Below are 23,302 nucleotides of genomic sequence, written 5' to 3'. Positions count from 1 at the left end.
GCTCACACCGCCCCTGGCTCGCTTTCACTTCCTAGATAACTACTCTCTTTTTCATTGATTTTTTAGGGTTTGATTATCCGTTATTATACTGGAAACATTAGGATTTATCCAGTCATGTTGATTTTTTTTTATTAAGGAAATCCTACTGTTAAAGGAGGGATTTTTATGGCTAGAAGAAATAAAATACTTGTCCCGGAAGCACGTCAAGGCTTGGATGCGTTAAAAGCAAAGGTAGTTCATTCTGCCCGCCCGGAGGATGCGAAATTTGAAGCAGCCGAAGAGGTCGGTGTTCCTTTGAAAAAGGGCTATAATGGCCAGCTCACATCCGAACAGGCTGGCAAAGTTGGCGGCCGGCTTGGCGGCAGCATGGTCCGCGAACTCGTGAAAATGGCACAGGAAAACTTGAGCAAACGACAGTAACGAGTGGGATCTATTTTGTAGATCCCTTTGTGGGCTTTGTGGTTTTAGCTTTTGCAGCTAATTCCCCTATTGGATTCATTTCTCGCTTTTTGAATCGGGGTTATGCATCCAATACCCCCTATTGGATTCATTTCTCGCTTTTTGAATCGGGGTTATGCATCCAATACCCCCTATTGGATTCATTTCTCGCTTTTTGAATCAGGGTTATGCATCCAATACCCCCTATTGGATTCATTTCTCCCTTTTTGAATCGGGGTTATGCATCCAATACCCCTTATTGGATTCATTTCTCCCTTTTTCAACGCCGGTTTTGCATTCAATTCTCCACAAAGTAAAAACGACCTGCGCCTTTATAAAGTACAAGTCGTTTTATTCTTCTTGAAGCCCTTTTAAAAGAAAGCCCTTCATGATTTCAGCAATTTGCCCTGAACTTAACGGTTCGTGATTTCTTTCCCAGTCAGAAACAAGGGCAATATACATTTTTAACAAAAGAAAGCTGGTGATTTCAGTATTAACGGGTGGAATGGCCCCTTTCACAATGGCTGTCTCGATTTTTTTCTTTAAAAAAGCAATAATCTCATTTTCGACATGCTGCAGCATTTCGGTAACCGCTAATGTCCCCATTTCTGTTTCTTCCTGGACAAGCTTAATCATGAGCTGGTGCTGGGAACGAAATTCTAATAAACGGTATAAGGCTCGATGGACATTTTCCGTAAATGGTAATTCCGGCTGGATGACAGCATCTGCCTCAGCAATCATTTCCTTTACCAGTGTAGAAATAATCTCTTCAAATAACTCTTCTTTATTTTTAAAAAAAGTATAAATCGTTCCTTTTCCTACATTGGCAAGCTTCGCAACCTGATCCATTGTTGTCGCCTTAAAGCCAAATAAGGAAAAGGATTTTGTCGCTGCTTCCACAATCATCTTTCTTCTGTCGGGTGCCATATGCATCACCATCCTATTTGACCAATTTAGTTTTATAGTCACTTCTAAGTTAATTTTACTATATCATAGCATTTTTGCAGTTTCAATTTTATTTGGAATCTTGTTGGAATAAATAGTTTTTCCCGCAGACAAAAACTAATGCATACAACCCCTTCTAAATGGAAAAATATACACAGGTTATGTAAGGGGGCTTTATGATGTTTCGGTTCCGTAAGCGAAAAAAAGCTATTAATAATAAAATCACCCCATATACTTCTAATTTAAAAAATCACCCTTTACATTCAGAACTCTCAGCAAACGAACAAATGGTAAAGGATATTTTTCATAACTGCGCTGACCTTGTCATTCACCCTATCTTTTTAAAAGGGAAACCGCAAATACTTTTAATTTTCTTAGACGGGTTAACGGACTCAAAGACGTTAGAGCAAGTATTATTGCAGCCCCTGTTGTTTGATGGATTTCCCGATGGCTTAAGCGAAGTTCATTCACTTAAGCAATTGATTGAGCAGCAATTATTTGCTGTTACCCCCAATAGGACGGTCGCAAACTTTGATGAATTTATTGATGGGATTTTAATGGGCAATGTTGGGATTATAATCGAGGGGGAAACAAAGGGAGTAATTGCCGATTTTAAAGGAATGGCCCAGCGCAGTGTGGAAGAACCGGCATCTGAGATTACGATTCGCGGGCCAAGGGACGGATTCACAGAATCCATCCGGACAAATACTTCGCTGCTAAGGAGAAGAATTCGTAGTTCCCGACTCAAACTCGAATCATTAACGATTGGGGAATTGTCAAAAACAAGCGTAGAGATTGCCTACATTGAGGGACTTGCTCCTGATAACCTTTTGGAAGAAGTCCGGAGCAGGCTCGGACGGATTGAAATCGATGGGATTCTTGAATCGGAGTATATCGAGGAGTTTATAGAAGATAATCCTTTTACACCATTTCCCCAGATTCAAAATACCGAAAGACCTGATATTGTGATTGCTAATCTTCTAGAAGGAAGAGTGGCCATTTTGGTAGATAATACATCGTTCGCCCTGATTGTACCTATGACCTTTTGGAACGGTCTGCAGGCTGTAGAGGATTACTATGAACGGTTTCTCTATACTTCCTTTATTCGCTTTATTCGTTATATCTTATTTAATACGACGATGTATTTACCATCTATATACGTTGCCTTGACGACCTATCACCCCAAGTTGATTCCAACTACACTTCTAATAAGTGTTGCAGCAGCACGTGAAGGAGTTCCATTCCCAGCCATCATTGAGGCATTGATTATGGAATTTGTGTTTGAAGGGCTGCGGGAGGCTGGGATTCGCCTTCCAAAGGCGGTAGGCTCAGCTGTCAGTATTGTCGGGGCGCTTGTCATCGGCCAGGCAGCTGTACAAGCCGGAATTGTCTCAGCACCGATGGTCATTGTGGTGGCGACAACCGGGATTGCGTCCTTTTCCATTCCCCGTTATAACCTTGGCACGGCACTGAGGCTTGTCAGATTTCCGATGCTGCTTTTAGCAGGAATGTTTGGCTTATATGGTATTGTCATCGGCTTTATCGCCTTGACCATCCATCTAGTCAACCTCCGCTCCTTCGGGGTTCCGTATTTTACACCTTTGGCACCGCAAATTCCGGGAGATTTAAAGGATGTTTTATTTCGGGCGCCAAGATGGGCAAACATATATGGCCCCATCTTTACGTTTGGAAGAAATAAACAGCGGATTCCTTCAGAGCAAAAACCAGGTCCCCAAAAAGGAGGACGGCAGCAATGAAGAAAAATACCGTTCTCTGTTTTGGATTATGCCTCCCATTACTTTTTTTATCCGGCTGCTGGGATCGCATGGAATTAAACGACCGGGCCATTTGGCTGGCAACCGGCTGGGATACGGCTGAAAACGGCGGGGTTGAAGTCAGCGGACAAATTGTCATTCCCGCGAACGTCCAAACCCAAGGCGGCGGAGGCGGAGCAGCGCAACAGGGATTTTTCACCATTTCTGCAAAAGGAAAAAATCTTGGCGATGCCATGCAAAACATGCAGACAAAACTCCCAAGAGAGGCATTTTTTGGCCAGCGCCGCGTGGTCCTTTTTAGCGAGGAGTTTGCCAAACGCGGACTTAAAAATGAGCTTGATATGAATAGCCGAGCCTCTGATGTCAGTCTTCGGGCGGATGTATTTGTGGTAAAGGGGTCTACAGCAAAAGAATTCCTTACGGTGGCTAATCCATTAGAGAAATCGCCCGCTGCTTCGGCATTAAAGGAGCACCGGCAAAGTGGCGGAAGAGGGGATACTTCTTATTTAAAAATGCTGATTGCGGCAAACCGCGAGGGAATTCGTACAACGATTCCTGCCATCGAAATAAGCAGCTCACTTGAGGGGGTGAAGACCGGGAAAGAGGATTCGCCAAACCCCAAGTTATTTCGTATCACAGGTGTAAGCGTATTTGATCATAATATTAAAATGCTCGGGTTTCTAAATGCTGCTGAAAACAAAGATATGCTCTGGGTAATGGGGATTCTTCAAAAAATGAATATTAGCATTCCGAAACAAGAGGGGAATGCCAGCATCACTTTAACGAAAATAAAGAGCAAAATCGAACCGAAATTTGGTAAAAATAATCAGCTAAAGTTTACTGTCAGTTTGACAGGTGAAGGAGCTTTGACAGAAAGTAACTCAGAATTAGATGTTGAGTATACCGATAATTTAAAGCTCCTGGAAAAGAAATTCGAAAAAGAGGCACAAAAGCAGGTTCAGCAAACGATAACAAAGGTACAAGAAAAGTATGGTTTAGATATTTTTGGTTTCGGCGAGGTCATTCATCGAAAGCATCCCATTCGCTGGAAAAAGTTACGAACAAATTGGGATCAGACATTTTCACAAGCGGATATTTCCGTAAGGGCAACAATTAAGATTAAACAAATAGGAATGGATGGTCCATCATTATTATTTAAGGAAAGTGAGATTAAAAAATGAAACTGTCTGGACTGCAAATTTTTTGGCTGATGTTTACGTTTGAGACAGGAAACATTATCCTTCTCACAATTGGTCCGGTCATGGAAGATGCCAAGCAAGATATATGGATTTCATATGTAATCGCCAGCTTGCTTGGTGTACTAATAGCCTATGCAGCCACAAAAGCAGCTCAGCTTCACCCCAACCATTCGTTAATTCAATTTAGTAAGCTTATTTTGGGAAAATGGCTTGGAACATTGATTGTGCTTGTCTATCTCTTTCAATGGTTTTCTGTTATAGGCAATATATTAAGAGAATTTGCTGATTTTACGATTACCATCCTGCTCCCTACCACCCCTCCCTGGGCCTTGTATGTTACGATGCTGTTGTTACTCATCTATGTAACTTACATAGGTGGAATCGAAGGAATTGGACGGTGCAGCGAGGTTTTCGGGCCAATTATCATCCTATCTGTAATCTTGTTGATCATTCTATCCATTAAAGATTTTGACACCCTTAATTTGATGCCAGTCTTTATCGATTCCGGAATTGTTTCGATTTGGAAAGGAGCCTTGACCCCGCTGGCATTCCTTGGAGAGTCTGTCATGATGCTTATGCTCGTCTCTTTTATGAACGAGCCGCAAAAGGCCCTAAAAAGTGCCGTAGGCGGGATTGCCTTGGCTGCCTTCGCAGTGACTATTGTTGCTTTATGCGTGCTGCTGATTTTTGGACCAGAGATATCCGCTAAACTGCGCCACCCCACGTTTGATGTCGTCAGCTATATCTCTGTCATGGATTTTATCCAAAATTTGGAAATTATTGCCGTGTTAGTCTGGATATTAAGTGTTTTTATCAAGCTATCCCTGTATTTCTTTTTGGCCTGTTATGGCACCGCTCAATTATTCAAGATCAAAGACTGGCGGAAGATGATTTGGATTACGGCACCACTTTTTTTCGCCTTGGCACAGTTTTTTCCTAATCCATCTTACACCTATGGCTATATGAAAACGTATTGGACCCACTACGCTTTACCGATCAACATGGTGGGAATCCCACTATTGCTTTGGGGTATTGGCAGCATTCGTAAAAAGCGGGCAGGCAGTCATTAATGCTAGATGATAATCAAACGTTTGATTGAAAATTTGTTTTACTAATCAATCGTTTGATTAATTGTAAATCGCGATGATCGTATACTGCCTATGACCCTGTTGAACGATAGTGCCTGACACCAAATTGCCAAACAAGAAAACACGGCAGAATAAACAAACTCCCCAGAACAGGAGTCAGCATATGGATGAGGTCGTCTCCGTTTATTTTTCCGAGAATATACTTTAGCGGCAAGTAATTTACTGTTCCAAAAGGAATCACATAGGTAAAGAAGCGGGTTACCCATTTTTGATAAATATTTAACGGATATTGCGCCATCTCCCTGCCTCCGTCTGTAAAAATATTCGCCACTTCAAGGCCCTGAACTGTCCAAAAACAGATGCTGGCTGCAAGCATATAGATTCCGGTAAAAATAAGGACCCCGCTTGTGATCATCAGCACAAGGGTAATGACTTTGAATACACTCCAGTCAATAGGCAGATTACTAAGGGCCCATATTAAAACAATGAAACTTTGCAGCAGCCGGCCAAATTTCGTAAACTCGAATTTTGAGCCGAGCACCTGTAGAAACGTGCTTCTTGGACGTACCAGTAAGCGATCGAATTCCCCCTTGATGATTAAACTTGAAAACATATCAAACCCGCGGGCAAAACACTCACTTAAGCTAAAGGCCATGTGGATAACCGCGAAGCAAAGCGCCACCTCGAAAAAATCCCAGCCTTTTATTTGCCCAAACCGTTCAAATAAAAAAAACAGACCGGCAAAAACGGTTAAAGGGATAAAAAACTGACCTACTGTCAACAGCCAAAAAGATGTACGATATTGCATCTGTGATTTAAACAAAATCAGCAAATACTTATAATAAAGACGCAATGTGAATCAACCTCCCTGGACAACCACTTTTCTTACTACCCGGTTAAGGGCAACTCGGCCTAATAAAACGAGGACAAGCAAATATCCTAATTGAATGAGTATCCCTATAATGGCTTCATCCTGCGGAATATGTTCAGAATAGACCCGAAAAGGAAAGTCAGCCGTCCAGCGAAACGGAAGAACATTCGCTATATTTTGCAGCCACGATGGCATTAAGGGAACCGGAATAATTAAACCGGCAAAAAACTCGCCTAGGATTGAAAAAACTAGTATTGACCCCATCGGTGACATCGTTATAAAAACGGAAATATATAAAAACATTGAAATAGCAACCAACAATAATAAGCCCAGAAGTAAGGCAGTTAGGAATAATAGAAAAGCAGATAAACTAGGTGAAAAAGTCATGTCGTAGGGTTTAGGCAACAGAAAGGATACCATCAAAATCGGAAAACAGCGCAGGATGGCGCTCGATAATCGCTGTGCGAGCAGTTTTGCATACCAAAAACCATAAAGCTCACATGGACGACACAGCTCATAGGCAATATTTCCGCTTGTAATTAACTCAAACAGCTCAGAGTCACGAAACCACATCGTAATGAAAACAAGAAATGCCTGCTGCAGCCATATGTAAGTGATGATTTCTCTTAATGAAATAGGTGGGGTTTGTACCGTGTATTCGTAAAATGCTTCAAACACCATAATTGTGATAAATCCCCAGAAAAATTGCGTTGCCACTCCAGCTAGTGCCGCTGCCCGGTATTGCATGCCCATTGAAAGCCGCAGCTTCAAAACCGACCCATACACCCTCATATTTGGTACTCCCGATAAAGTCGAACAATGATGTCTTCAATCGGCTGCGTTTCAACCGTTACATCTAAAAGGTCTACCTTGTTGGATAGTTGTTTGATGACCTCCGAGGTTTTTACCTGCTCGGTATCGATACTCAGCACGACCCTTTCCGGTGTCCACGAAAGTGTGGCAGCCCCGGGGATGCGGATGGAGTTAATATTTTTTACATAATCCGCTGTGATCGTTTTATGTGTACCAAACCGCTTTCGAAGTTCCGCTAAGTTGCCGTCGTATAATAAACTGCCCTTGCCAACTAAAATCACCCTATCAGCTAATGCCTCAATATCATTCATATCGTGTGTGGTGAGGATGATAGTTGCCCCTTTTTCTTTATTGATCGTTTTGATAAACTGACGGACGGCGATTTTCGAGACGGCATCCAGCCCGATGGTCGGTTCGTCTAAAAATAAAATTTTCGGATTGTGGATGAGAGAAGCCCCGATCTCACAGCGCATTCGCTGGCCAAGACTTAATTGACGGACGGGTAAATGGACAATCTCTTGTAGTTCAAGCGTTTCGATGAGCAGGTCGATCGTAGATTTATAGTCTTGTTGGGGAACCTTATAGATGTCTCTGAGAAGTTCGAACGAATCCATCACTGGCACATCCCACCAGAGCTGGGAACGCTGGCCGAAGACGACACCAATATTTTTCACATACTGAATTCGGTCTTTCCAAGGTGTAAACCCCATGATCGTGCACTTCCCGGTGTCGGGCACCAGGATGCCGCTCATGACTTTAATCGTTGTCGATTTACCAGCACCGTTCGGACCGATATAGCCGACAATTTCTCCTTGATTAATAGAAAAAGAGAGGTCTTTTAGTGCGTCAACTATTGTATGTTCCCGGTAAAAGAGTGCTTTTGCAGCCTGCCGCAGCCCGGTTGACCGTTTGGCAATCTTGTATGATTTGCTTATTCCCTCTAATTGAATCAATTCGGTTTCACTCCCTCACATTTTGAGTCGCAGAGGAAAATAATAACATCTCAGACAGAAGAGCGTCAAGAATATTTGGAATATTATTACTCCAAAGGTGTAACAAAATGTTCACCCCTCATTTCCAAATATTTCTGTTTCTTATAATAAAATGAAATAGAAATAGCCGGCGTTAGGAAAGGTAGTGGATTATGTTTTTTAAATTACGCACTGAATCAGACAGACTAAAGATTTTAAGGTCATTAAACACAAGAGTGAATCTACCTGAAAATGACAAGCAATACTATTCTAACCTTAAAAAGGGCTTTGAAGGGGAAGTAAAGTTTGATAAGTTAACCGAAAAACTTCAAAGCGAATCCTGATTGTAAACGATTTGCTGCTGAAGAGTAACAATACAACATTTCAAATTGACTCTTTAATTATTCAAGATGTCCTTTATCTCTTCGAAATTAAAAATTATGAAGGGGATTATTATTTCGAGGCAGATAATTTTTACTCAATGCACGAAACTAAGATTCAAAATCCACTCCATCAGTTAAACAGATGTGAATCTCTGCTTAGTCAGTTATTACTGAAGCACGGTTACAGAATCCGCATAGAAGCATGGGTTGTATTTATCAATCCCGCTTTTACCCTTTATCAAGCACCTAAGAACAAACCTATCATTTATCCTACACAACTTGATTTTTTAATGAATAAGCTAAATGCCTCTACAATGAAATTAAATGACAGGCATCATAAGATTGCGGATCTATTAGTTTCACTTCTTCAGACGGAATCCCCTTATACGGATTTACCAAATTATGATTTTGATAAAATACAAAAGGGACTAACGTGCAAAGCTTGCCACTCATTTTCAATTTCCGTGCATGGAAGGAAGACCCTTTGTGATGAATGTGGGAATGAAGAAGGTTTTGAAGCTGCAGTAATGCGGAGTGTGAGAGAACTTAAACTCCTTTTTCCTGATAGAAAAATAACAACTAATGATGTTCTTAACTGGTGTGAAATGAACGTGGCCCAAGCAAGAATAAGCAGAATTTTAAAGAAAAATCTTAAGGTTATTGGGTACGGACAGTGGTCCACTTATGAGTAATAGTAAATTAATCTCCATTTTGATCAAATGGGGATTAGTTTATTTTGCAAACAAATTTGATTGGGTGCTTTTCATTTATTTCGTGTTTTAGCCTGATATACCAGCTGCTGGATTCATTTTTTATCGCGTTTTGCATCCAATACCCCTCATTGGATTCATTTCTTCATCTTTTTCATCTCGGTTTGCATCCAATACCCCTTATTGGATTCATTTCTACATTTTTTCTATCCCGTTTTGCATCCAATACCCCTTATTGGATTCATTTCTACATTTTTTCTATCCCGTTTTGCATCCAATACCCCTCATTGGATTCATTTCTTCATCTTTTTCATCTCGGTTTGCATCCAATGACCCCTATTGGATTCATTTCTACATTTTTTCCATCGCGGGTTGCATCCAATTCTCCCAACGGACTCATTCTTCACTATTTTGCTTCCCTCCCTCACTCTTTTCCTTCAAATGGTCTGTTTTATAATCAGGTCCTCCATATAATAGGGAAATCTCTTTTGCTAATTCTTCTAAAAACTCATCCGTGAATAACGGTTTTTTATGGGTTGACATGGGATCTCTCCTTTCAGGAATAAAATAACACTATTATTTACTTATCTAGGAATTACATTCATCGGTAAAATACAAATTTTTTATTTACTTTTTCGTTACGCGGGAGTATGATAATCCACAGTTTCAAATTTCTAAATCGCTGAAACCTTATGGTACGGGGGAACCTTTTTTCCGAGTTAACTTTTAACTCTAGGGGTGAATCCTTTTAGGCTGGGCTACTCATTGGCCCTAATCCGACAGCTAACCTCGTAAGCGTTATATGAGAAGGAAGGTGGAGCTTGTGACATATGAACAATAATGTCTACAGGTCTATTCATTGATGACTTGTAGACTTTTTTTATTTGTTTTAAAAATCCCTTGCATTGGGGTTTTTTTAGATTAAAAGAGAACACTATATTTATACTTATTCGGCGGTGAAAAGCAATGAAGTCTTCAATCAAGCGTTTATTAATTGGGCGTCCTTTAAAATCAACAGCTTTAGGGGAACAAAGGCTGTCGAAGACGAAAGCCTTAGCAATCCTTTCATCGGATGCATTATCTTCCGTTGCCTATGGACCTGAACAAATTTTGATTGTCCTGTTTACATTGGGCACCCTTGCCTTTTGGTACTCCATTCCAATTGCAATCGGTGTATTAATACTATTAGCAGCGTTAATTCTCTCTTACCGCCAGATTATCTTTGCCTATCCACATGGCGGCGGAGCATATGTGGTTTCGAAAGAAAATTTAGGTATTAATCCGGGCCTGATTGCGGGTGGTTCCTTATTAGTTGATTATATTTTAACAGTGGCTGTAAGTGTATCTGCTGGTACAGATGCGATCACATCTGCCTTTCCGGCCTTACACGCACACACTGTAGCCATTGCCATTATCTTTGTCATTTTCATAACCATCTTGAACTTACGAGGAGTAACGGAGTCGGCGTCTATATTAGCCTATCCTGTTTATTTGTTTGTGCTGGCTTTATTCATACTAATTGGGGTTGGATTATTCAACATTGTAACAGGCCGGGTTTCGCCAGATTTATCTGCACCGATTGGCACTCCCGTAGCCGGAATCAGTCTCTTTATTCTCTTACGGGCCTTTGCCTCTGGAAGTTCCGCCTTAACAGGTGTAGAAGCGATTTCAAATGCGATTCCAAACTTTAAAGACCCCGCTCCTAAAAATGCGGCCAAAACGTTAATGGCGATGGGGATATTATTAGCGATACTTTTTTCTGGGATTGTACTGTTGGCCTATTTTTATGGGATTTCTCCCCGCCATGAAGTGACGGTCGTCTCACAAATTGCCGAAGAAGTTTTTGGGCGGAATGGGATGTATTATTTTATTCAGGGGACTACTGCTTTGATCTTAATTCTTGCTGCCAATACGGGATATTCGGCCTTCCCTCTGCTTGCAGTAAATTTAGCCAAAGATAAATTTATCCCTAGAATGTTTACCATTAGGGGTGATCGATTAGGTTACTCCAATGGAATCATCATCCTTGGTATAGCCTCCATCTTGTTAATTATGTTTTTTGAAGGTCAGACAGAACATCTCATTCCGCTTTATGCCGTGGGTGTTTTCATTCCTTTTACGTTATCGCAAACAGGAATGATGCTGAAATGGATTCGTGAAAAACCAACCGGATGGGTACCAAAGCTCATTATTAACACAACAGGTGCATTCATTAGCTTTACGGTGACCATCGTGTTCTTTTTAACAAAATTCGCTCAGGTTTGGCCTGTACTAATTTTCATCCCGCTTATCATTCTTGTTTTCCATAGAATAAGAAAGCATTATGATGCAGTCGGGGATCAACTCAGAATTAGCAGTTGCGAGCCTGTAGTTCCAATTGAAGGGAATGTCATTGTTGTACCGGTCGCAGGTATAACGCACGTGGTAGAAAACTCCATCAATTATGCTAAATCTCTTTCACCCGACCAGATTATTGCGGTTTACGTTGCTTTTGAAAGAGAAGATGAAAAGAAGTTTGAAGAGAAATGGAAGAAATGGCAGCCCGATGTCCGGCTTGTGACACTGCATTCTCATTATCGCAGTATTATTCAACCGTTGACCAAATTTGTAGATACAGTGGAACATAAGGCAAGGGAATCGAATTATCAAGTTACCGTTGTCATCCCGCAGTTTATTCCTAAAAAAGGCTGGCACAATATTCTTCACAACCAGTCAAGCTTACTGATTCGTTCATTCTTACTATACCGGAGAAACGTGATTATTACGACAGTGCCTTATCATTTGAAAAAGTAATTCATACAAACGAAAACATCTGACCTAAGGATCAGATGTTTTTTGTTGTCCTCTCCCTACACAAATATTTTTGCCTTTAATTACTCCTCTCCACCCGCTTAACCTCTTCATAAGGCTGGACCACAACAAAACCGTCGCCTTCAAATCGCATTTGAATGGACTCGCCGCTGCCTCTTCCGAAGAATGTCTTTAAACTGATATCGGTTTGGAACTCGGGCTGGAGGTTTCCGGACCAGGCGACGGTGGCATTTGGGTCGGTTATAATCGGCTGACCTGGCAAAACCCGTAATGTCAATGGCTCATAGTGTGTAGTGATCGCAATCATGCCCGTTCCTTCACAGCGGACATTGAATAAGCCGCCTGCCATCATCCCGGCAATCCGCTTCATTAATTTAATCTCCCATTTAATCCCTGGTTCAAATGCAAGCAGATCATTACCGTTCACATAGATCGAGTCGTTTTGTAAATTAAGGATGATGATCTTTTTCCCTTCGTCGGCAAGGTACAATTTCCCCCGGCCGTTTGCTTTCATTAACGATGCCCCTTCACCGGTAAACGCCTTTTTGAATGCTGTTCCCAAGCCATGCTCCAAAATGCCTTCACGCTCAAATTTTATTTTTCCATGATAAGCAACCATTGACCCTGCTTTCGCCCATACAAGGCCGTCCAAATTTACTTCAAGCATCCTCGGTGTTTCTAATTCGAAAAAGCCTTCCCCTTTATCCTCTTGCTCCGTTTGTTTAATAAATTCTTCAATTGAGTATCTGCTCAACTTGCCCACCATCCTTCCATAACTGTATGTACGAGGAAAAAACAATATAGTTTCAAAATTGTTCGTGTTTTTCCTTTTTCTGGTCTATGGACATTAACATAGGAATGATAATAATGACGCAAATTATAAAGACTTACAAGTTGGGTAAGAAAAGGATTGAAAAAGGGGCTTTTTGTCGTGATGAAACGGGTTAGAATCATTATTGCATGTATCTGTTTTTACTCCAGCCTTCAATCAAATGTGTTTGCAGAGATGATAAAGAGAAGGCAAGTGGAGCCTACTGGGCAAGTGGTCTGGGATGTGACGACCTCAAAAAAGGTTATTTCTTTAACATTTGACGATGGACCAAGCCCGATTTATACACCGCAGGTGCTTGCTCTTTTGGAGAAGTATAGTGCCCATGCAACATTTTTTCAAATCGGAAACAGAATGGAGCTGTATCCGGACGTTGTCGAACAAGTTGTGGAAGCTGGCCATGAAATAGGCAATCACTCCATGACACACCCATATGAAAATAAAGTTGGTTTCCAACAGATGAGCGGCGAAATCAGTCGGGCTGAACGTATTATTCAAAAGTATCAGCCTAACCACCCTAAGTTGTTTCGGCCACCGGGTGGATATTTGGACAATGCACTGCTGCATGAGGCAAAAGAACAAGGATACAGGGTTGTCCTTTGGTCCTATCATCAGGAATTAAAGGATTGGTCCTTGCCGGGAGCACGGAACATCGCTAATCATGTCATCCGTCACGCGCGGAATGGCGACATTATTCTCCTGCATGATGGCGGCGGCGACAGAAGTCAGACCATCGAGGCCTTAAAGTTATTTTTGCCGGCACTGAAAGAAAAAGGATACAGCTTTGTGACTGTGTCTGAGCTGCTTTCTAATAAAGAATAAGAAACGCTAATGAGGTTTTATATAATGATGTCTTAAAATAATGGTTTTTAGCACTGAAACCGTAATACCAAACATTACTAGCAATACGGCACCACAAATATAATAGACAATATCCGGACTAAAGCCATTTTGATAAAAAATAAAACAAGACACCCCAAATAGTACAATTAAAAACAATTCAACCATAAGGGAGATAAAAATAAATAGTATATATAGTTTAACAATTTTGGGGTGGGAGACATGTTTAAGTGTCATCCCTTCCCAACATAAATTTGCAGCTTTGTCCAAGTTTATCACCCCATCTAGACAGGCTTTTATACACAGTATGTCCATTAAGGCAAATTCTTTACAGTTTGTAATAAAAAAGACAGCATTCAGCCGCCTTTTTCACTTCTTATTATGGCTTATAATTGATCCCTAATGACGAAACCACCATTAGAAGAGTAAACAGTAATAGAAAAATACTTAAGGACAGTCCCCAAATGGCATACAGCCTCGATCTTCTCCTCGTAAATAGACCCAAAAGCCCGAGGAAAAAGCCTACGATCGGCAGTTGAATAATAAACACTCCTGGAAACACTTTTTCTTTGATCAAAAGGGCAACATTTAAACCGGCTAACGAAATCAGCGCAATCAGAAAAGATAGAAATCCTGATATTGTTGGAAGGCGTCTGCTTCCTCCTTTTTTCTTCATTCCCAATTCCATAGTTTAACCTCCCCCACCTTTAACGCACGAATTTCTTTTGTGTCCTGTAATTTTCTCAACTCTTCCGTCGGGCCGGTGATGACGGCGCCATAAACCTTAATGCCGTGTTTCTTGATATAGGCAAGGCGGCTTTCCAAGGACAATGATTTAGCACGGGCGACTTTTTCGGCAACGGCCTCATTTTTTTCAAGCAATGATAAAATATCAAGAAACACGTCTTCATTTGTTCCATCGTATGTCCTAAATGGAGACCAAATCGTTGGGTCATACTGGGCAGGATAACCTAACGGCGTAATCGGCACCCCTTCTTCATCCACCTGAGCAGTATCCATTCCCGTATCCACTGCCAGCCAGCGAAGCTCCATATCTTTAGGCAGACTGTTTTTTAAATCTTCCGGTTTCATTACCTTGTTGAGCGAGACATATACCTCGGCAACGGTCCCATCCGGAATCTTCTTTAAGATGTCCCATTGATCTGTTTCATTAAACGGAATGTTTGCTTTAGGATGAATCATAGCTTCTGTTTCCTTACTAGGAAATTCAGGCAGCGGCCGGTCTAACAGCATATTCTTCTTTGGAAAACTCGGCTGATCGAGAAAAAAGTCAATATCATAGGTTCCAGCCTTATAATCTTCTTTGCCAATTCGTTTAAAAACATCAAACTTGATATTCATAGAAAAAAAGCCAATTTCATCTTCTAAACGCAGCTTTTCTAATCCCATATTCGGCTCGGTCACATAAATGGTTTTTGTTACCACATCAATCAAATGATCTGCCTTACCGCCGATGGCATAGTACATGTATGTGGACAAAGTCATGATTGGAACAATTAATAACAGAATGGCCAGACTGATCATGATATTTGTCCTGCGGGCCATATTTTTTCCAATCGTGACGATCTCTGTTTGGCCTTCTTTTGAATAAGGGCTAATCCCGCCCACTTCATTTAGCGAATCCTTTAGGTATTTTTGATAGTCATCATCCAAATTATTTTTTTCATCACTCATCTGCCATCTTCCTTTCCTTGACTTTATCCATGACTTTCCTTCGGCCCCTATGTAAATGGCTTTTCAACGTATTTATGTTCATTTCCAAAATTTCCGCCGCTTCATTATACGTTAGCTGATGTAAATCACATAACAGCAGCACATGTCTTTCCTGTTCTTTTAAGGAATGAATGTCGTCTAATAATAATTGAAAGCCTTCCTTTTCCAGCAGTCTCTTTTCAGGCGTTTCCTTAGAAAAACTTCCCTCTTCCAGCTGATCTTGAATGACCAAACGCTTATTTTTTCGTTGAAAATCAATAAAGGCACGGTAAGCGACTTTAAATAGCCATGCGCGAATATTGGAAATTTCATAATCCTCCAGATGCAAATAGGCCCGGTAAAAGGCCTCCTGAACCAAATCCTCTGCAATAAAATGATCCTTTGAAAGGGAGTAAAGATATCGGTATAAATCATTAACATGTTCTCGATAAGCCTGATCTAGCTCCACTCTTGCTCCCCCTTTCACCCTAACCACGTTTAACAATAGCAAAAGGTTGCAGATTTATGGAAAAAACTTTTTATAATGGTTGTTTTCGTAAAAAAAAGCAACAATTGAAGCAAGGGACTGACTCCTTGATCAAGTGTTGCATCATTTTACTCACCATATTAAGTACCGGAAATCAGCCATTTAGTACAGCTCTAATGACAACGGATAAAACCACACTTAGCAAAATGGATATAATCCAATCTTTCTTTTTAGTTAATTTAAAAATAATATTTGAAATCGAACTAATCACAAGCAATAAGATAAAAACAAATAAAATCATATAAAATTCCATTTCTTCATAACGCTCCTCTATTTACTCCCTCGGATTCTCAATTTCCGCGGTGCCTAAATGTCTAGCAAATTCAATTTCAGCACCACTTGTCCAGCCGCCTCCAATAGATGAGGCTGGATTTACAACGTTATCCCTTTCATCATAGGGAGTCCAGCCAAAATAGAACTGATTGTTAACAGGTTGAAAGGTAAAAAATGTCCCTGGCGCCTTGGAGACATCCACCTTTATCGAAGAATTTATTATTTCAATCCAATCATTCGGTAGTTTCATCACGCCGTAAGATTTCGCCTGCATGGGGATTTTTTTCTCCATTTGAATCTTGGGATCATACGTTTCAATCCCATCATGTCCAAAAAAACCTCGATCCCTTATTAAAAAGAACTTCATATAGCTCAATTGATCATCAGGATGAACATTCCAAACCAAGCGGTACGTTGACGGATCATCACTTTTAACCTTCCAAATGTGCGGTGAACCACCCGTGTTAACCGAGACAATCCGCCATTTATTCTTTTTCCACTCCCAATAACTAAGCCCATAGTTCCCATCCTCCGAAATAAAAGGAACCACTTTATGCTTCTGTCCCACATCGACCGTATCTTGAATAACACTTGCGGATGCATTTAGAAGGGTGTGATTGATCTGCGCTGCCGCTTGTTTATTCGATGGAAACGGTTTTGGGTTGGAAAAATAGTACCTATACATTATCGCTGAAGACAGAATTAAGATTCCTAATAGGGTGAAAACCCAAATTCTTTTTTTCTGCATCTTATTTATCTCCCTTCAGCAACGATACTTTGGAGCGAAAATAAAGCTGCCTTTTTCCTGTGGTGACTAACATTCCTTTTCCGTCAGCTTCAAGATAAATCATCGTTTCAAGCCCGCTTCCCCATTTAGTGGATATTCCAGTAAGCACGTATGGAAACCGTTCATGTCTATCGGTTGAATCTTCTCTTGCCACGTCGTCATCATAATACCACTGCTGGCCATGAACTGATTTTGCCGCCATACTATGCACATGTTTCTGCAGGACTTCCAAATCCAGTGAGCGTTCCAACGCTGAAGGATGGGTATTGATAATCCTAGCATTCTCAAAGTCTCCAATATAGGTAGACAGTTTATTTTCAGGATAAATAATATGCTGGAGTGGTAGCGCTAGTAAGGTCCCAGCCAAGAAAATATAATTCGCCAAAAATCCAAGCCAAACAAACTTTCGATACCTCTCCCAGCGCCCATCCTTAGCTTTTAATAGGAAGTACAAAATCCAAACACCGAGTGGTAGAATGGCAAATTTGACGGGCGTATCAAATACCCTCCAATTAAACGAAAAGGAAAATAGACCGACCAGCATACAAAGGATGACTTTCCATATTTTCGGCTTATCCGGCTGCTTCTTATAAAAACGATAGGCAAGCATCCCAATGGCACACCACGCTATAAATCCAGTGATATAACCTATTAGCTGAAACGTAAAATCAAACTGAACCACCATTCAACCGCCCCCCTGATTTTACATAATTCACTAAAATTACCCAAAAATCCTGCATAGAAAATAAAAAAGGCACCTCGCTTCTTCTTGGTGGCACTCAAAACAAACCAAAAACCACCGTTCAAGATCGAACGGTGGTCAAAACTATTTCTGCACAACTAAATGTGCAAAGTGGAAATGGTCGAAGGCATGTAATCCATCTTCTCTGTCCGCAAAATATAATTCTTCGATATTGGCAGGAGAGAGATTTTCATATAGAAGCATGTGGCAATCTTGCAGCTCCCGGTCAAGCTCGAACGGATCAAAACCGGTAACCATAGCTTCACCTGACATGGCAGTAATTTGCCGCATTTGGATGAGTTTCTTCGAGGCTCTTTTGTCATTAAAAGCGATATCGTCCAGGTAATCAAAGACGAAAGAGCTTCCGTTTAACGAAATCTCGGAAATATCAGTAAGGAGTTTGAAAAAGTCAACCTTTTCTAAGTACATGGCAACACCCAATAAACTAAAGTAAGCAATCTTTTGAGAATCATAACCGCTTTTTTTCAGCTCATCAGCTAAGGAATCTTGTTTAAAATCAACAGGAACAAATTTTACGTTTGCAGGAATGTCATAACCCATTTCTTGAAGACGGTTAATTTTGAAGGCTTGGGTTGCGGGGTGATCGACTTCATAGATGATAAAATCCTTTGGTATATGTTTTTGTCTTAATGCAAATGTGTCGAGACCGGCTCCTAAAATGACATATTGCCTGACACCTCGTTCAATCGCAGACCTGAGGCCATCCTCTGCATACCTTGCCCGGCTGACTAATTGAGGAATGGTTTGGTTGTTCATTACCCATTCTAATTTTTCGGCAAATGTCTTGAATAATTCACTCTTTTCCGGATCAAAAAAGGCAATGGCTTTTGCCCAATTGATGCTGATAAGTCGTTTTTCCTCATCCCGTAAAAGTAAATAGGCAAACTGATCATTAAAAATGGGCCGGGTGCTGTTCGATGCATGATATCCCCTGGCATAGCAGCTGACTAATGCCGTTAAACTTTCCTTATTGGCTTCCAAAAAATCTCCCCCTTTAAAAAGAAAAAAGCTCCCAGCAAAATTATCGCTAGGAGCTTATTTTATGATAGTTTTCAATAGTCGTCAATAAAAAATTATTATATCATACTAAACATATAATGTCAATAAATTTATTCTGAAATACTAGAAAAAAATCAGGAATCAGAAAATCGTCGTCCACTTTCCTTTCCAACTTTCCATATATTTGTTTATAATATCTCTGAGGTGAAAATATGGCACGCGAACGTAAATTTTCTAAAGAAGATTTATTTCATGAAACGAAACGGCTTCTTCTTGAACAAGGATATGAGGGATTTACCTTTGGTTTGCTGGCTGATTCTTTACACGTATCAAGAGGGGCTCTTTATAAATACTACGAGAATAAAGACGAACTTCTTACAAACTTTGTCTTTTATGAAATGGACCAATTTCTTCTTAAGTTAAAGCAATTAGACGATCAGCAAGGATTTGAAGCACAGTTTGATTTTCTTTTACAGCTTATATTCAGCCAGACCGATATTCAAAAATTAATCAAGATCGGCCAGCAAATCCCCGGTAATGAAGAAAAGTTTGGTAAACTCCATTTTGATATGTATCAGTACTTGCAAGGCTTCATAGAATTGGGTAAAGAAGAAGGGAAGCTAAAATCCACCATTCCAAACGCTTTAATTTTAGGTTATATTTTCCAATCGGTTGTCATTCCGAATCATTTTGGAATCCCCGCTTCCGAATGGGTCAGCTCAATAAAGGAAATTATCCGTCACGGAATGTTCACAAATACGTAAATTGACACTCGTGTTACTTTGAAAGATAATAGTAGTGACAATAGTGTCAATTTATTTTTCCTTAAAGTAACACAAGTGTCACTTTCAAACATTACATGATGAAGGGAGAATCAGCAAAAGAGATGAAATCATTCTTACAAGCTATTACGGACAGGGTTTCAACTAAAAAAGGAATGTGGATAACCCTTGCTTCCTGGTTAATCATTACGATTGTATTAGCCCTGTTTGCACCAAATGCCAAGGATTATGAGGTGTCTAGAATTGAATCACTGCCGAGCGATGCAAAATCTGTTATTGCTCAAAAGAAGATGGATCAATTTTTTCCTAATAACGAAGGCACACCTGCAATTTTAGTTTTCCAATCTAAAGACGGTGAAGTAGAGATTAAGGAGATTGGCGCTTTATTAGACAAAATCAAGAGTAAAAAAATTGCTGGGATTGATCAAATTATCCCAATTGCAGCCTTACCGCCCCAGGCGGCTGCCGGCTTCTTCTCAGCTGACAACACAACAGCCATTATTCCATTGACCTTTCATGCTTCTTTAGAAAATAAGGAAATAAAAGAATCGTTACAGCATATTAAAAAAGTGGTGGCCGATTCCTCTGATTTAACTTTATTTGTGACAGGTCCGGCCGGAATCGCAACAGATTCACTCGATCTTTTCTCCCGGGCGGATGTTGTTCTTATTTTATCAACGGTTGGCTTAATCCTTGTTCTCTTGATTGTGATTTACCGGTCACCATTATTAGCTTTCATTCCATTGTTAGCAGCCGTCTTTGTTTATGAAGTCGTCAATCAAATTCTGGGTATCATGGGGAAGGCTGGTCTTGTTCTCAGCAATCAGACCCTTTCGATTATGTCGATTCTCTTATTCGCTGCCATGATTGATTACTCCTTATTTGTCTTTTCTCGTTATCGGGAAGAACTGACAAATCATGAAAGTAAATTTGATGCGATGAAAGAAGCGATGCGCGAAACAGGAATGCCTGTTTTCTTTTCCGGCGGTACAGTTTTAGCAGCGATGCTGGTATTATTCTTTGCTGAATTTGGCGATTACCAGAATTTCGCTCCCACCTTCGCAACCACAATGGCCGTGATTATGCTGGCATCGATTACACTTGTTCCTGCATTATTCACTCTTTTTGGAAGGAAATCTTTTTGGCCTAAGATACCAAAGGTTGGTATTCAAAAAGCTAATCAGCATGTTGTCTGGGGGAAAATTGGCCGTTTCGTTACGAAAAAGCCAGGCCTTTCCGTTGCTTTGATTAGCATTTTCTTATTACTCTCCGCCAGTAATCTATTTAATCTAAAGTATGAGTTCGATACGATGAAATCCTTCCCTAAGGATATGCCTTCCCGAGAAGGGTATGAGATATTGGAGGAAAAGTTTGAGGTGGGAGACCTGGCGCCTACTTCCGTTGTGTTTGAATCGCCAGATCCTGTTACTGCCGAACAGCAAGAAACCTTACGTAAAGCACTTGCCGGGCAGCCGCTTGTCAGCCATGTTCGTTTAAGCGAAACAACGAAAGACAATCAAGTCATTTCATACAGCCTAACGTTTAAAGAAAATCCTTATGACGTGAAGACCATTGATGCAATGGAAAAAATAATTAATAAGAGCAAAAAGATAACGGATGACAGTCAACTTGATGGAAAACTCTATTTCGCAGGAGAAACAGCTCAAAAAGTGGATGACCGCTCCGTTAATGACAGAGATGTGATTGTGATTGTTTTGTTGGAAACCGTCTTAATCTTTGCCTTGTTAATTGTCTTAACCAAATCCATTAAAATGCCTATTTATATGATGGGGACGATTTTAATTTCATTCCTTGCGGCCTTGGGACTGGGAACCTTCTTAAGCAGCCTGATCTTTGATATCGATACGATTAGCAACCGGGTGCCGCTTTATGCCTTTGTCTTTTTAGTGGCCCTTGGAATTGACTATAATATTATACTCATCTCAAGATTCCAGGAAGAACGCGCAAAACACTCTGTTAAGGAAGCAGTAGAAATAGCTGTTACGAACACAGGCGGGGTCATTTCGTCCGCAGGAATTATACTCGCAGCTACCTTTGCCGTATTAATGACACAACCAATCCAATTATTATTTATCTTTGGCTTCATTGTCGCAGTCGGAATCCTGTTAGATACATTCCTAATAAGAGGAGTACTGCTGCCGGGATTAATTGTTTTATTGGAAAAGGACAAAAAGGTTAGTGAAAATAGATAGATTTCAAAGAGAACGGCAGCCAATCATTTCATTGGCTGCCGTTCTTTTTTACCTCTAATGCCGGATTCTATTAATCAAACGTTTGGTTAGTTTCTTCGAGTCAGTTGTATCAATGGTTTCAGCCATTCAATTAAACGTTTGATTAGTGTTGTGTCCGCACAAAGAGTTTTTATTAAGGACATTTCCTCCTCTTGCTTGGGTCGTTTTGTCTTTAAGAACGCTTATTAAAGACATTTCTACCTCTTCCCCGGGCCGTTTTGTCTTTAAGAGCGCTTATTAAAGACATTTCTACCTCTTCCCCGGGCCGGTTTGTCTTTAAGAGTGCTTATTAAAGACATTTCCTTCTCTTTCCTTGGACGGTTTGTCTTTAAGACTGCTTATTAAAGACATTTCCTTCTCTTTCCTAGGCCGTTCTGTCTTTAATAACCACTGTCACTAGTTTAAATGACTTGGTGCAGGCAATAAGCTGATCGAGAAGGCACTTTTATCACTAATCAGAACATCTCGAAATATTCAGGAAAGTCCGCTATACTATTACTACACCAGTTAACTTAATTTACCATTAAAGGGAGGAAGATGTATTGCCGCTTATTTTCCAATTAGGTAAAAGCATTTTAGCTTGGATGGTTGCCATCTTTATCATCATTTTTATTATCTTAATGCCAAGGGATGTGACATATGAAACCTCAACTGGAAATGTATTTGAAGATGCCGGGTATCATTATTCCTGGACAACACATAAAGATTCCTTTATGAACTTTTTCTCCTATATAAAAGAAAACAAATCTCTAGGAGATTACAGGCCAGGCTATCCAAATAGTGAACTACTTTCACGAACATTGAAGAAGAGTCTATATATTGTACTGCCCGCCTTATTCCTGTCATATTTATTCGGAGTACTAAAGGGGATGCTGGATTACCGTCTATCAAAATATAAAATATGGAGCTTCCCTACTAGAGCATCAACATGGCTTTTCTTATCCATTCCTGACTTTTTTGTCGTGGTGGGTATCCAATTATCGCTAATGTATTTGTATGGGATTGGCCTCCTACCTCATATCACCCTATTCGGAAGCGAAAACTTTGAAAACATCATACTATGTATTATCTATTTATCAATCTATCCATTTTTTTATACGGCCAAGATGACTTACAGCAGTTTGGAAGATGAAGAAGGTAAGGATTATATCCGCACAGCCTATTCGAAGGGTGTATCATTTAAAAAAGTCGTCTATATACATATTTTCCGTAACGCCATCATCAAGATTCTGCAGCACTTAAACACCATTTCTTTGTTTGTGTTATCCAATTTATTTATCATTGAAAAATTTACCGCCTACCGCGGTGCAGGGTTTTATTTCATGGAAGCGGTCTACCCGGGAGCCTCTTTTGCCGTTGGACAAAGCATGGATCTAGGCAATGCTTCATTAACCATTTCCTATACCATCATTTTTACGTTCATTATATTAATCATTCATTTGATCAGCCAAACCTGCAATTATCTTATTACACCATATGACCAAGAAGAAGAAGTGTAAAATAGGAGGCATAG

The 23,302-nt window shown here is 40.4% G+C and carries 23 protein-coding genes, 1 riboswitch and 1 other annotated feature (1 of these 25 cut by a window edge); of the genes, 11 read left to right on the top strand and 12 right to left on the bottom strand.

Annotated features, from left to right (window positions below; translation table 11 throughout):
* Window positions 1–64: a binding site (T-box leader), on the bottom strand (it extends 150 nt beyond the left edge of the window).
* Between the two features lie 101 nt (window positions 65–165).
* Entirely contained in the window at window positions 166–420 is a 255-nt protein-coding gene (locus FAY30_RS01365) for an alpha/beta-type small acid-soluble spore protein (RefSeq protein WP_149868218.1), read from the top strand.
* A gap of 369 nt (window positions 421–789) precedes the next feature.
* Here the strand turns inward: FAY30_RS01365 and FAY30_RS01360 are convergent, their stop codons facing one another.
* The gene (locus FAY30_RS01360; protein ID WP_149868217.1) at window positions 790–1,365 is read right to left on the bottom strand and encodes a TetR/AcrR family transcriptional regulator; all 576 of its coding nucleotides are present in this window, start codon (window positions 1,363–1,365) and stop codon (window positions 790–792) included.
* Window positions 1,366–1,562: 197 nt separating this feature from the next.
* Between FAY30_RS01360 and FAY30_RS01355 the strand changes: the two genes are divergently transcribed.
* From FAY30_RS01355 to FAY30_RS01345, 3 genes are read left to right on the top strand one after another with little or no spacing between them, the layout of a single operon-like run.
* Window positions 1,563–3,140, top strand: a complete 1,578-nt coding sequence (locus FAY30_RS01355; protein ID WP_411675471.1) for a spore germination protein — start codon at window positions 1,563–1,565, stop codon at window positions 3,138–3,140.
* Entirely contained in the window at window positions 3,137–4,339 is a 1,203-nt protein-coding gene (locus FAY30_RS01350) for a Ger(x)C family spore germination protein (RefSeq protein ID WP_149868215.1), read from the top strand. The genes FAY30_RS01355 and FAY30_RS01350 overlap by 4 nt, the downstream gene beginning before the upstream one ends.
* Window positions 4,336–5,427, top strand: coding sequence for a GerAB/ArcD/ProY family transporter (locus tag FAY30_RS01345; RefSeq protein ID WP_149868214.1), 1,092 nt, complete (start codon window positions 4,336–4,338; stop codon window positions 5,425–5,427). The genes FAY30_RS01350 and FAY30_RS01345 overlap by 4 nt, the downstream gene beginning before the upstream one ends.
* Before the next feature lie 88 nt (window positions 5,428–5,515).
* Here FAY30_RS01345 and FAY30_RS01340 read toward each other — a convergent pair whose 3' ends face one another.
* The 3 genes from FAY30_RS01340 to FAY30_RS01330 are packed head-to-tail and all read right to left on the bottom strand — an operon-like array spanning window position 5,516 to window position 8,082.
* Entirely contained in the window at window positions 5,516–6,298 is a 783-nt protein-coding gene (locus tag FAY30_RS01340; protein ID WP_190284783.1) for an ABC transporter permease, read from the bottom strand.
* A gap of 6 nt (window positions 6,299–6,304) precedes the next feature.
* Entirely contained in the window at window positions 6,305–7,108 is an 804-nt protein-coding gene (locus FAY30_RS01335; RefSeq protein WP_149868213.1) for an ABC transporter permease, read from the bottom strand.
* Window positions 7,105–8,082 (bottom strand): ABC transporter ATP-binding protein, encoded by a 978-nt coding sequence (locus FAY30_RS01330; protein ID WP_149868212.1) that lies wholly within the window; start codon window positions 8,080–8,082, stop codon window positions 7,105–7,107. The genes FAY30_RS01335 and FAY30_RS01330 overlap by 4 nt, the downstream gene beginning before the upstream one ends.
* Before the next feature lie 373 nt (window positions 8,083–8,455).
* Here FAY30_RS01330 and FAY30_RS01325 point away from each other — a divergent pair, with 373 nt between their 5' ends.
* Window positions 8,456–9,175: a nuclease-related domain-containing protein gene (locus tag FAY30_RS01325; protein WP_263315273.1), complete on the top strand. Its 720-nt coding sequence runs from the start codon at window positions 8,456–8,458 to the stop codon at window positions 9,173–9,175.
* A gap of 414 nt (window positions 9,176–9,589) precedes the next feature.
* Here the strand turns inward: FAY30_RS01325 and FAY30_RS01320 are convergent, their stop codons facing one another.
* A complete protein-coding gene (locus FAY30_RS01320; RefSeq protein WP_149868211.1) occupies window positions 9,590–9,736 on the bottom strand; it encodes a hypothetical protein in 147 nt (48 codons plus the stop codon).
* 127 nt (window positions 9,737–9,863) lie between these two features.
* A riboswitch (cyclic di-AMP (ydaO/yuaA leader) is annotated at window positions 9,864–10,007 on the top strand.
* Window positions 10,008–10,159: 152 nt separating this feature from the next.
* Between FAY30_RS01320 and FAY30_RS01315 the strand changes: the two genes are divergently transcribed.
* A complete protein-coding gene (locus FAY30_RS01315) occupies window positions 10,160–11,986 on the top strand; it encodes an APC family permease (protein ID WP_149868210.1) in 1,827 nt (608 codons plus the stop codon).
* A 76-nt stretch (window positions 11,987–12,062) separates the two neighbouring features.
* Here the strand turns inward: FAY30_RS01315 and FAY30_RS01310 are convergent, their stop codons facing one another.
* Window positions 12,063–12,758 (bottom strand): AIM24 family protein, encoded by a 696-nt coding sequence (locus tag FAY30_RS01310; RefSeq protein ID WP_149868209.1) that lies wholly within the window; start codon window positions 12,756–12,758, stop codon window positions 12,063–12,065.
* Between the two features lie 180 nt (window positions 12,759–12,938).
* Between FAY30_RS01310 and FAY30_RS01305 the strand changes: the two genes are divergently transcribed.
* Window positions 12,939–13,655, top strand: a complete 717-nt coding sequence (locus FAY30_RS01305; RefSeq protein WP_190284905.1) for a polysaccharide deacetylase family protein — start codon at window positions 12,939–12,941, stop codon at window positions 13,653–13,655.
* 397 nt (window positions 13,656–14,052) lie between these two features.
* Here the strand turns inward: FAY30_RS01305 and FAY30_RS01300 are convergent, their stop codons facing one another.
* From FAY30_RS01300 to FAY30_RS01290, 3 genes are read right to left on the bottom strand one after another with little or no spacing between them, the layout of a single operon-like run.
* Complete coding sequence (locus tag FAY30_RS01300) at window positions 14,053–14,361, bottom strand: hypothetical protein (protein ID WP_149868208.1); 309 nt, start codon at window positions 14,359–14,361, stop codon at window positions 14,053–14,055.
* The gene (locus FAY30_RS01295) at window positions 14,346–15,368 is read right to left on the bottom strand and encodes an anti-sigma factor (RefSeq protein ID WP_149868207.1); all 1,023 of its coding nucleotides are present in this window, start codon (window positions 15,366–15,368) and stop codon (window positions 14,346–14,348) included. The genes FAY30_RS01300 and FAY30_RS01295 overlap by 16 nt, the downstream gene beginning before the upstream one ends.
* Window positions 15,361–15,855 carry a sigma-70 family RNA polymerase sigma factor gene (locus FAY30_RS01290; RefSeq protein ID WP_149868206.1) on the bottom strand — a complete coding sequence of 165 codons (495 nt, stop codon included), beginning with the start codon at window positions 15,853–15,855 and terminating at the stop codon, window positions 15,361–15,363. Before FAY30_RS01290 ends, FAY30_RS01295 begins: the two co-directional genes overlap by 8 nt.
* Window positions 15,856–15,911: 56 nt before the next feature.
* On the opposite strand from FAY30_RS01290, the gene FAY30_RS27050 reads away from it, so the two are divergent.
* Window positions 15,912–16,178: a hypothetical protein gene (locus tag FAY30_RS27050; protein WP_190284782.1), complete on the top strand. Its 267-nt coding sequence runs from the start codon at window positions 15,912–15,914 to the stop codon at window positions 16,176–16,178.
* A gap of 29 nt (window positions 16,179–16,207) precedes the next feature.
* Here FAY30_RS27050 and FAY30_RS01285 read toward each other — a convergent pair whose 3' ends face one another.
* From FAY30_RS01285 to FAY30_RS01275, 3 genes are all read right to left on the bottom strand, one after another.
* Entirely contained in the window at window positions 16,208–16,954 is a 747-nt protein-coding gene (locus FAY30_RS01285; protein WP_149868205.1) for a hypothetical protein, read from the bottom strand.
* A gap of 1 nt (window position 16,955) precedes the next feature.
* Window positions 16,956–17,678, bottom strand: coding sequence for a hypothetical protein (locus FAY30_RS01280; RefSeq protein ID WP_149868204.1), 723 nt, complete (start codon window positions 17,676–17,678; stop codon window positions 16,956–16,958).
* Window positions 17,679–17,819: 141 nt separating this feature from the next.
* Window positions 17,820–18,737 carry a class I SAM-dependent methyltransferase gene (locus tag FAY30_RS01275; protein ID WP_149868203.1) on the bottom strand — a complete coding sequence of 306 codons (918 nt, stop codon included), beginning with the start codon at window positions 18,735–18,737 and terminating at the stop codon, window positions 17,820–17,822.
* A gap of 230 nt (window positions 18,738–18,967) precedes the next feature.
* Between FAY30_RS01275 and FAY30_RS01270 the strand changes: the two genes are divergently transcribed.
* The 3 genes from FAY30_RS01270 to FAY30_RS01260 all read left to right on the top strand — a co-directional run bounded on the left by FAY30_RS01270 (window position 18,968) and on the right by FAY30_RS01260 (window position 23,288).
* Window positions 18,968–19,519 (top strand): TetR/AcrR family transcriptional regulator, encoded by a 552-nt coding sequence (locus FAY30_RS01270; protein WP_149868202.1) that lies wholly within the window; start codon window positions 18,968–18,970, stop codon window positions 19,517–19,519.
* 122 nt (window positions 19,520–19,641) lie between these two features.
* Entirely contained in the window at window positions 19,642–21,750 is a 2,109-nt protein-coding gene (locus FAY30_RS01265) for an MMPL family transporter (protein ID WP_149872550.1), read from the top strand.
* A 581-nt stretch (window positions 21,751–22,331) separates the two neighbouring features.
* Window positions 22,332–23,288 (top strand): ABC transporter permease subunit, encoded by a 957-nt coding sequence (locus FAY30_RS01260; protein WP_149868201.1) that lies wholly within the window; start codon window positions 22,332–22,334, stop codon window positions 23,286–23,288.
* Window positions 23,289–23,302 lie beyond the last annotated feature (14 nt).

The sequence above is a fragment of the Bacillus sp. S3 genome, assembly GCF_005154805.1.
Lineage (GTDB): Bacteria > Bacillota > Bacilli > Bacillales > Cytobacillaceae > Neobacillus.
The sequence above is the reverse complement of the archived record's forward strand: the minus strand, read 5'-3'. Positions and strand labels throughout refer to the sequence as shown.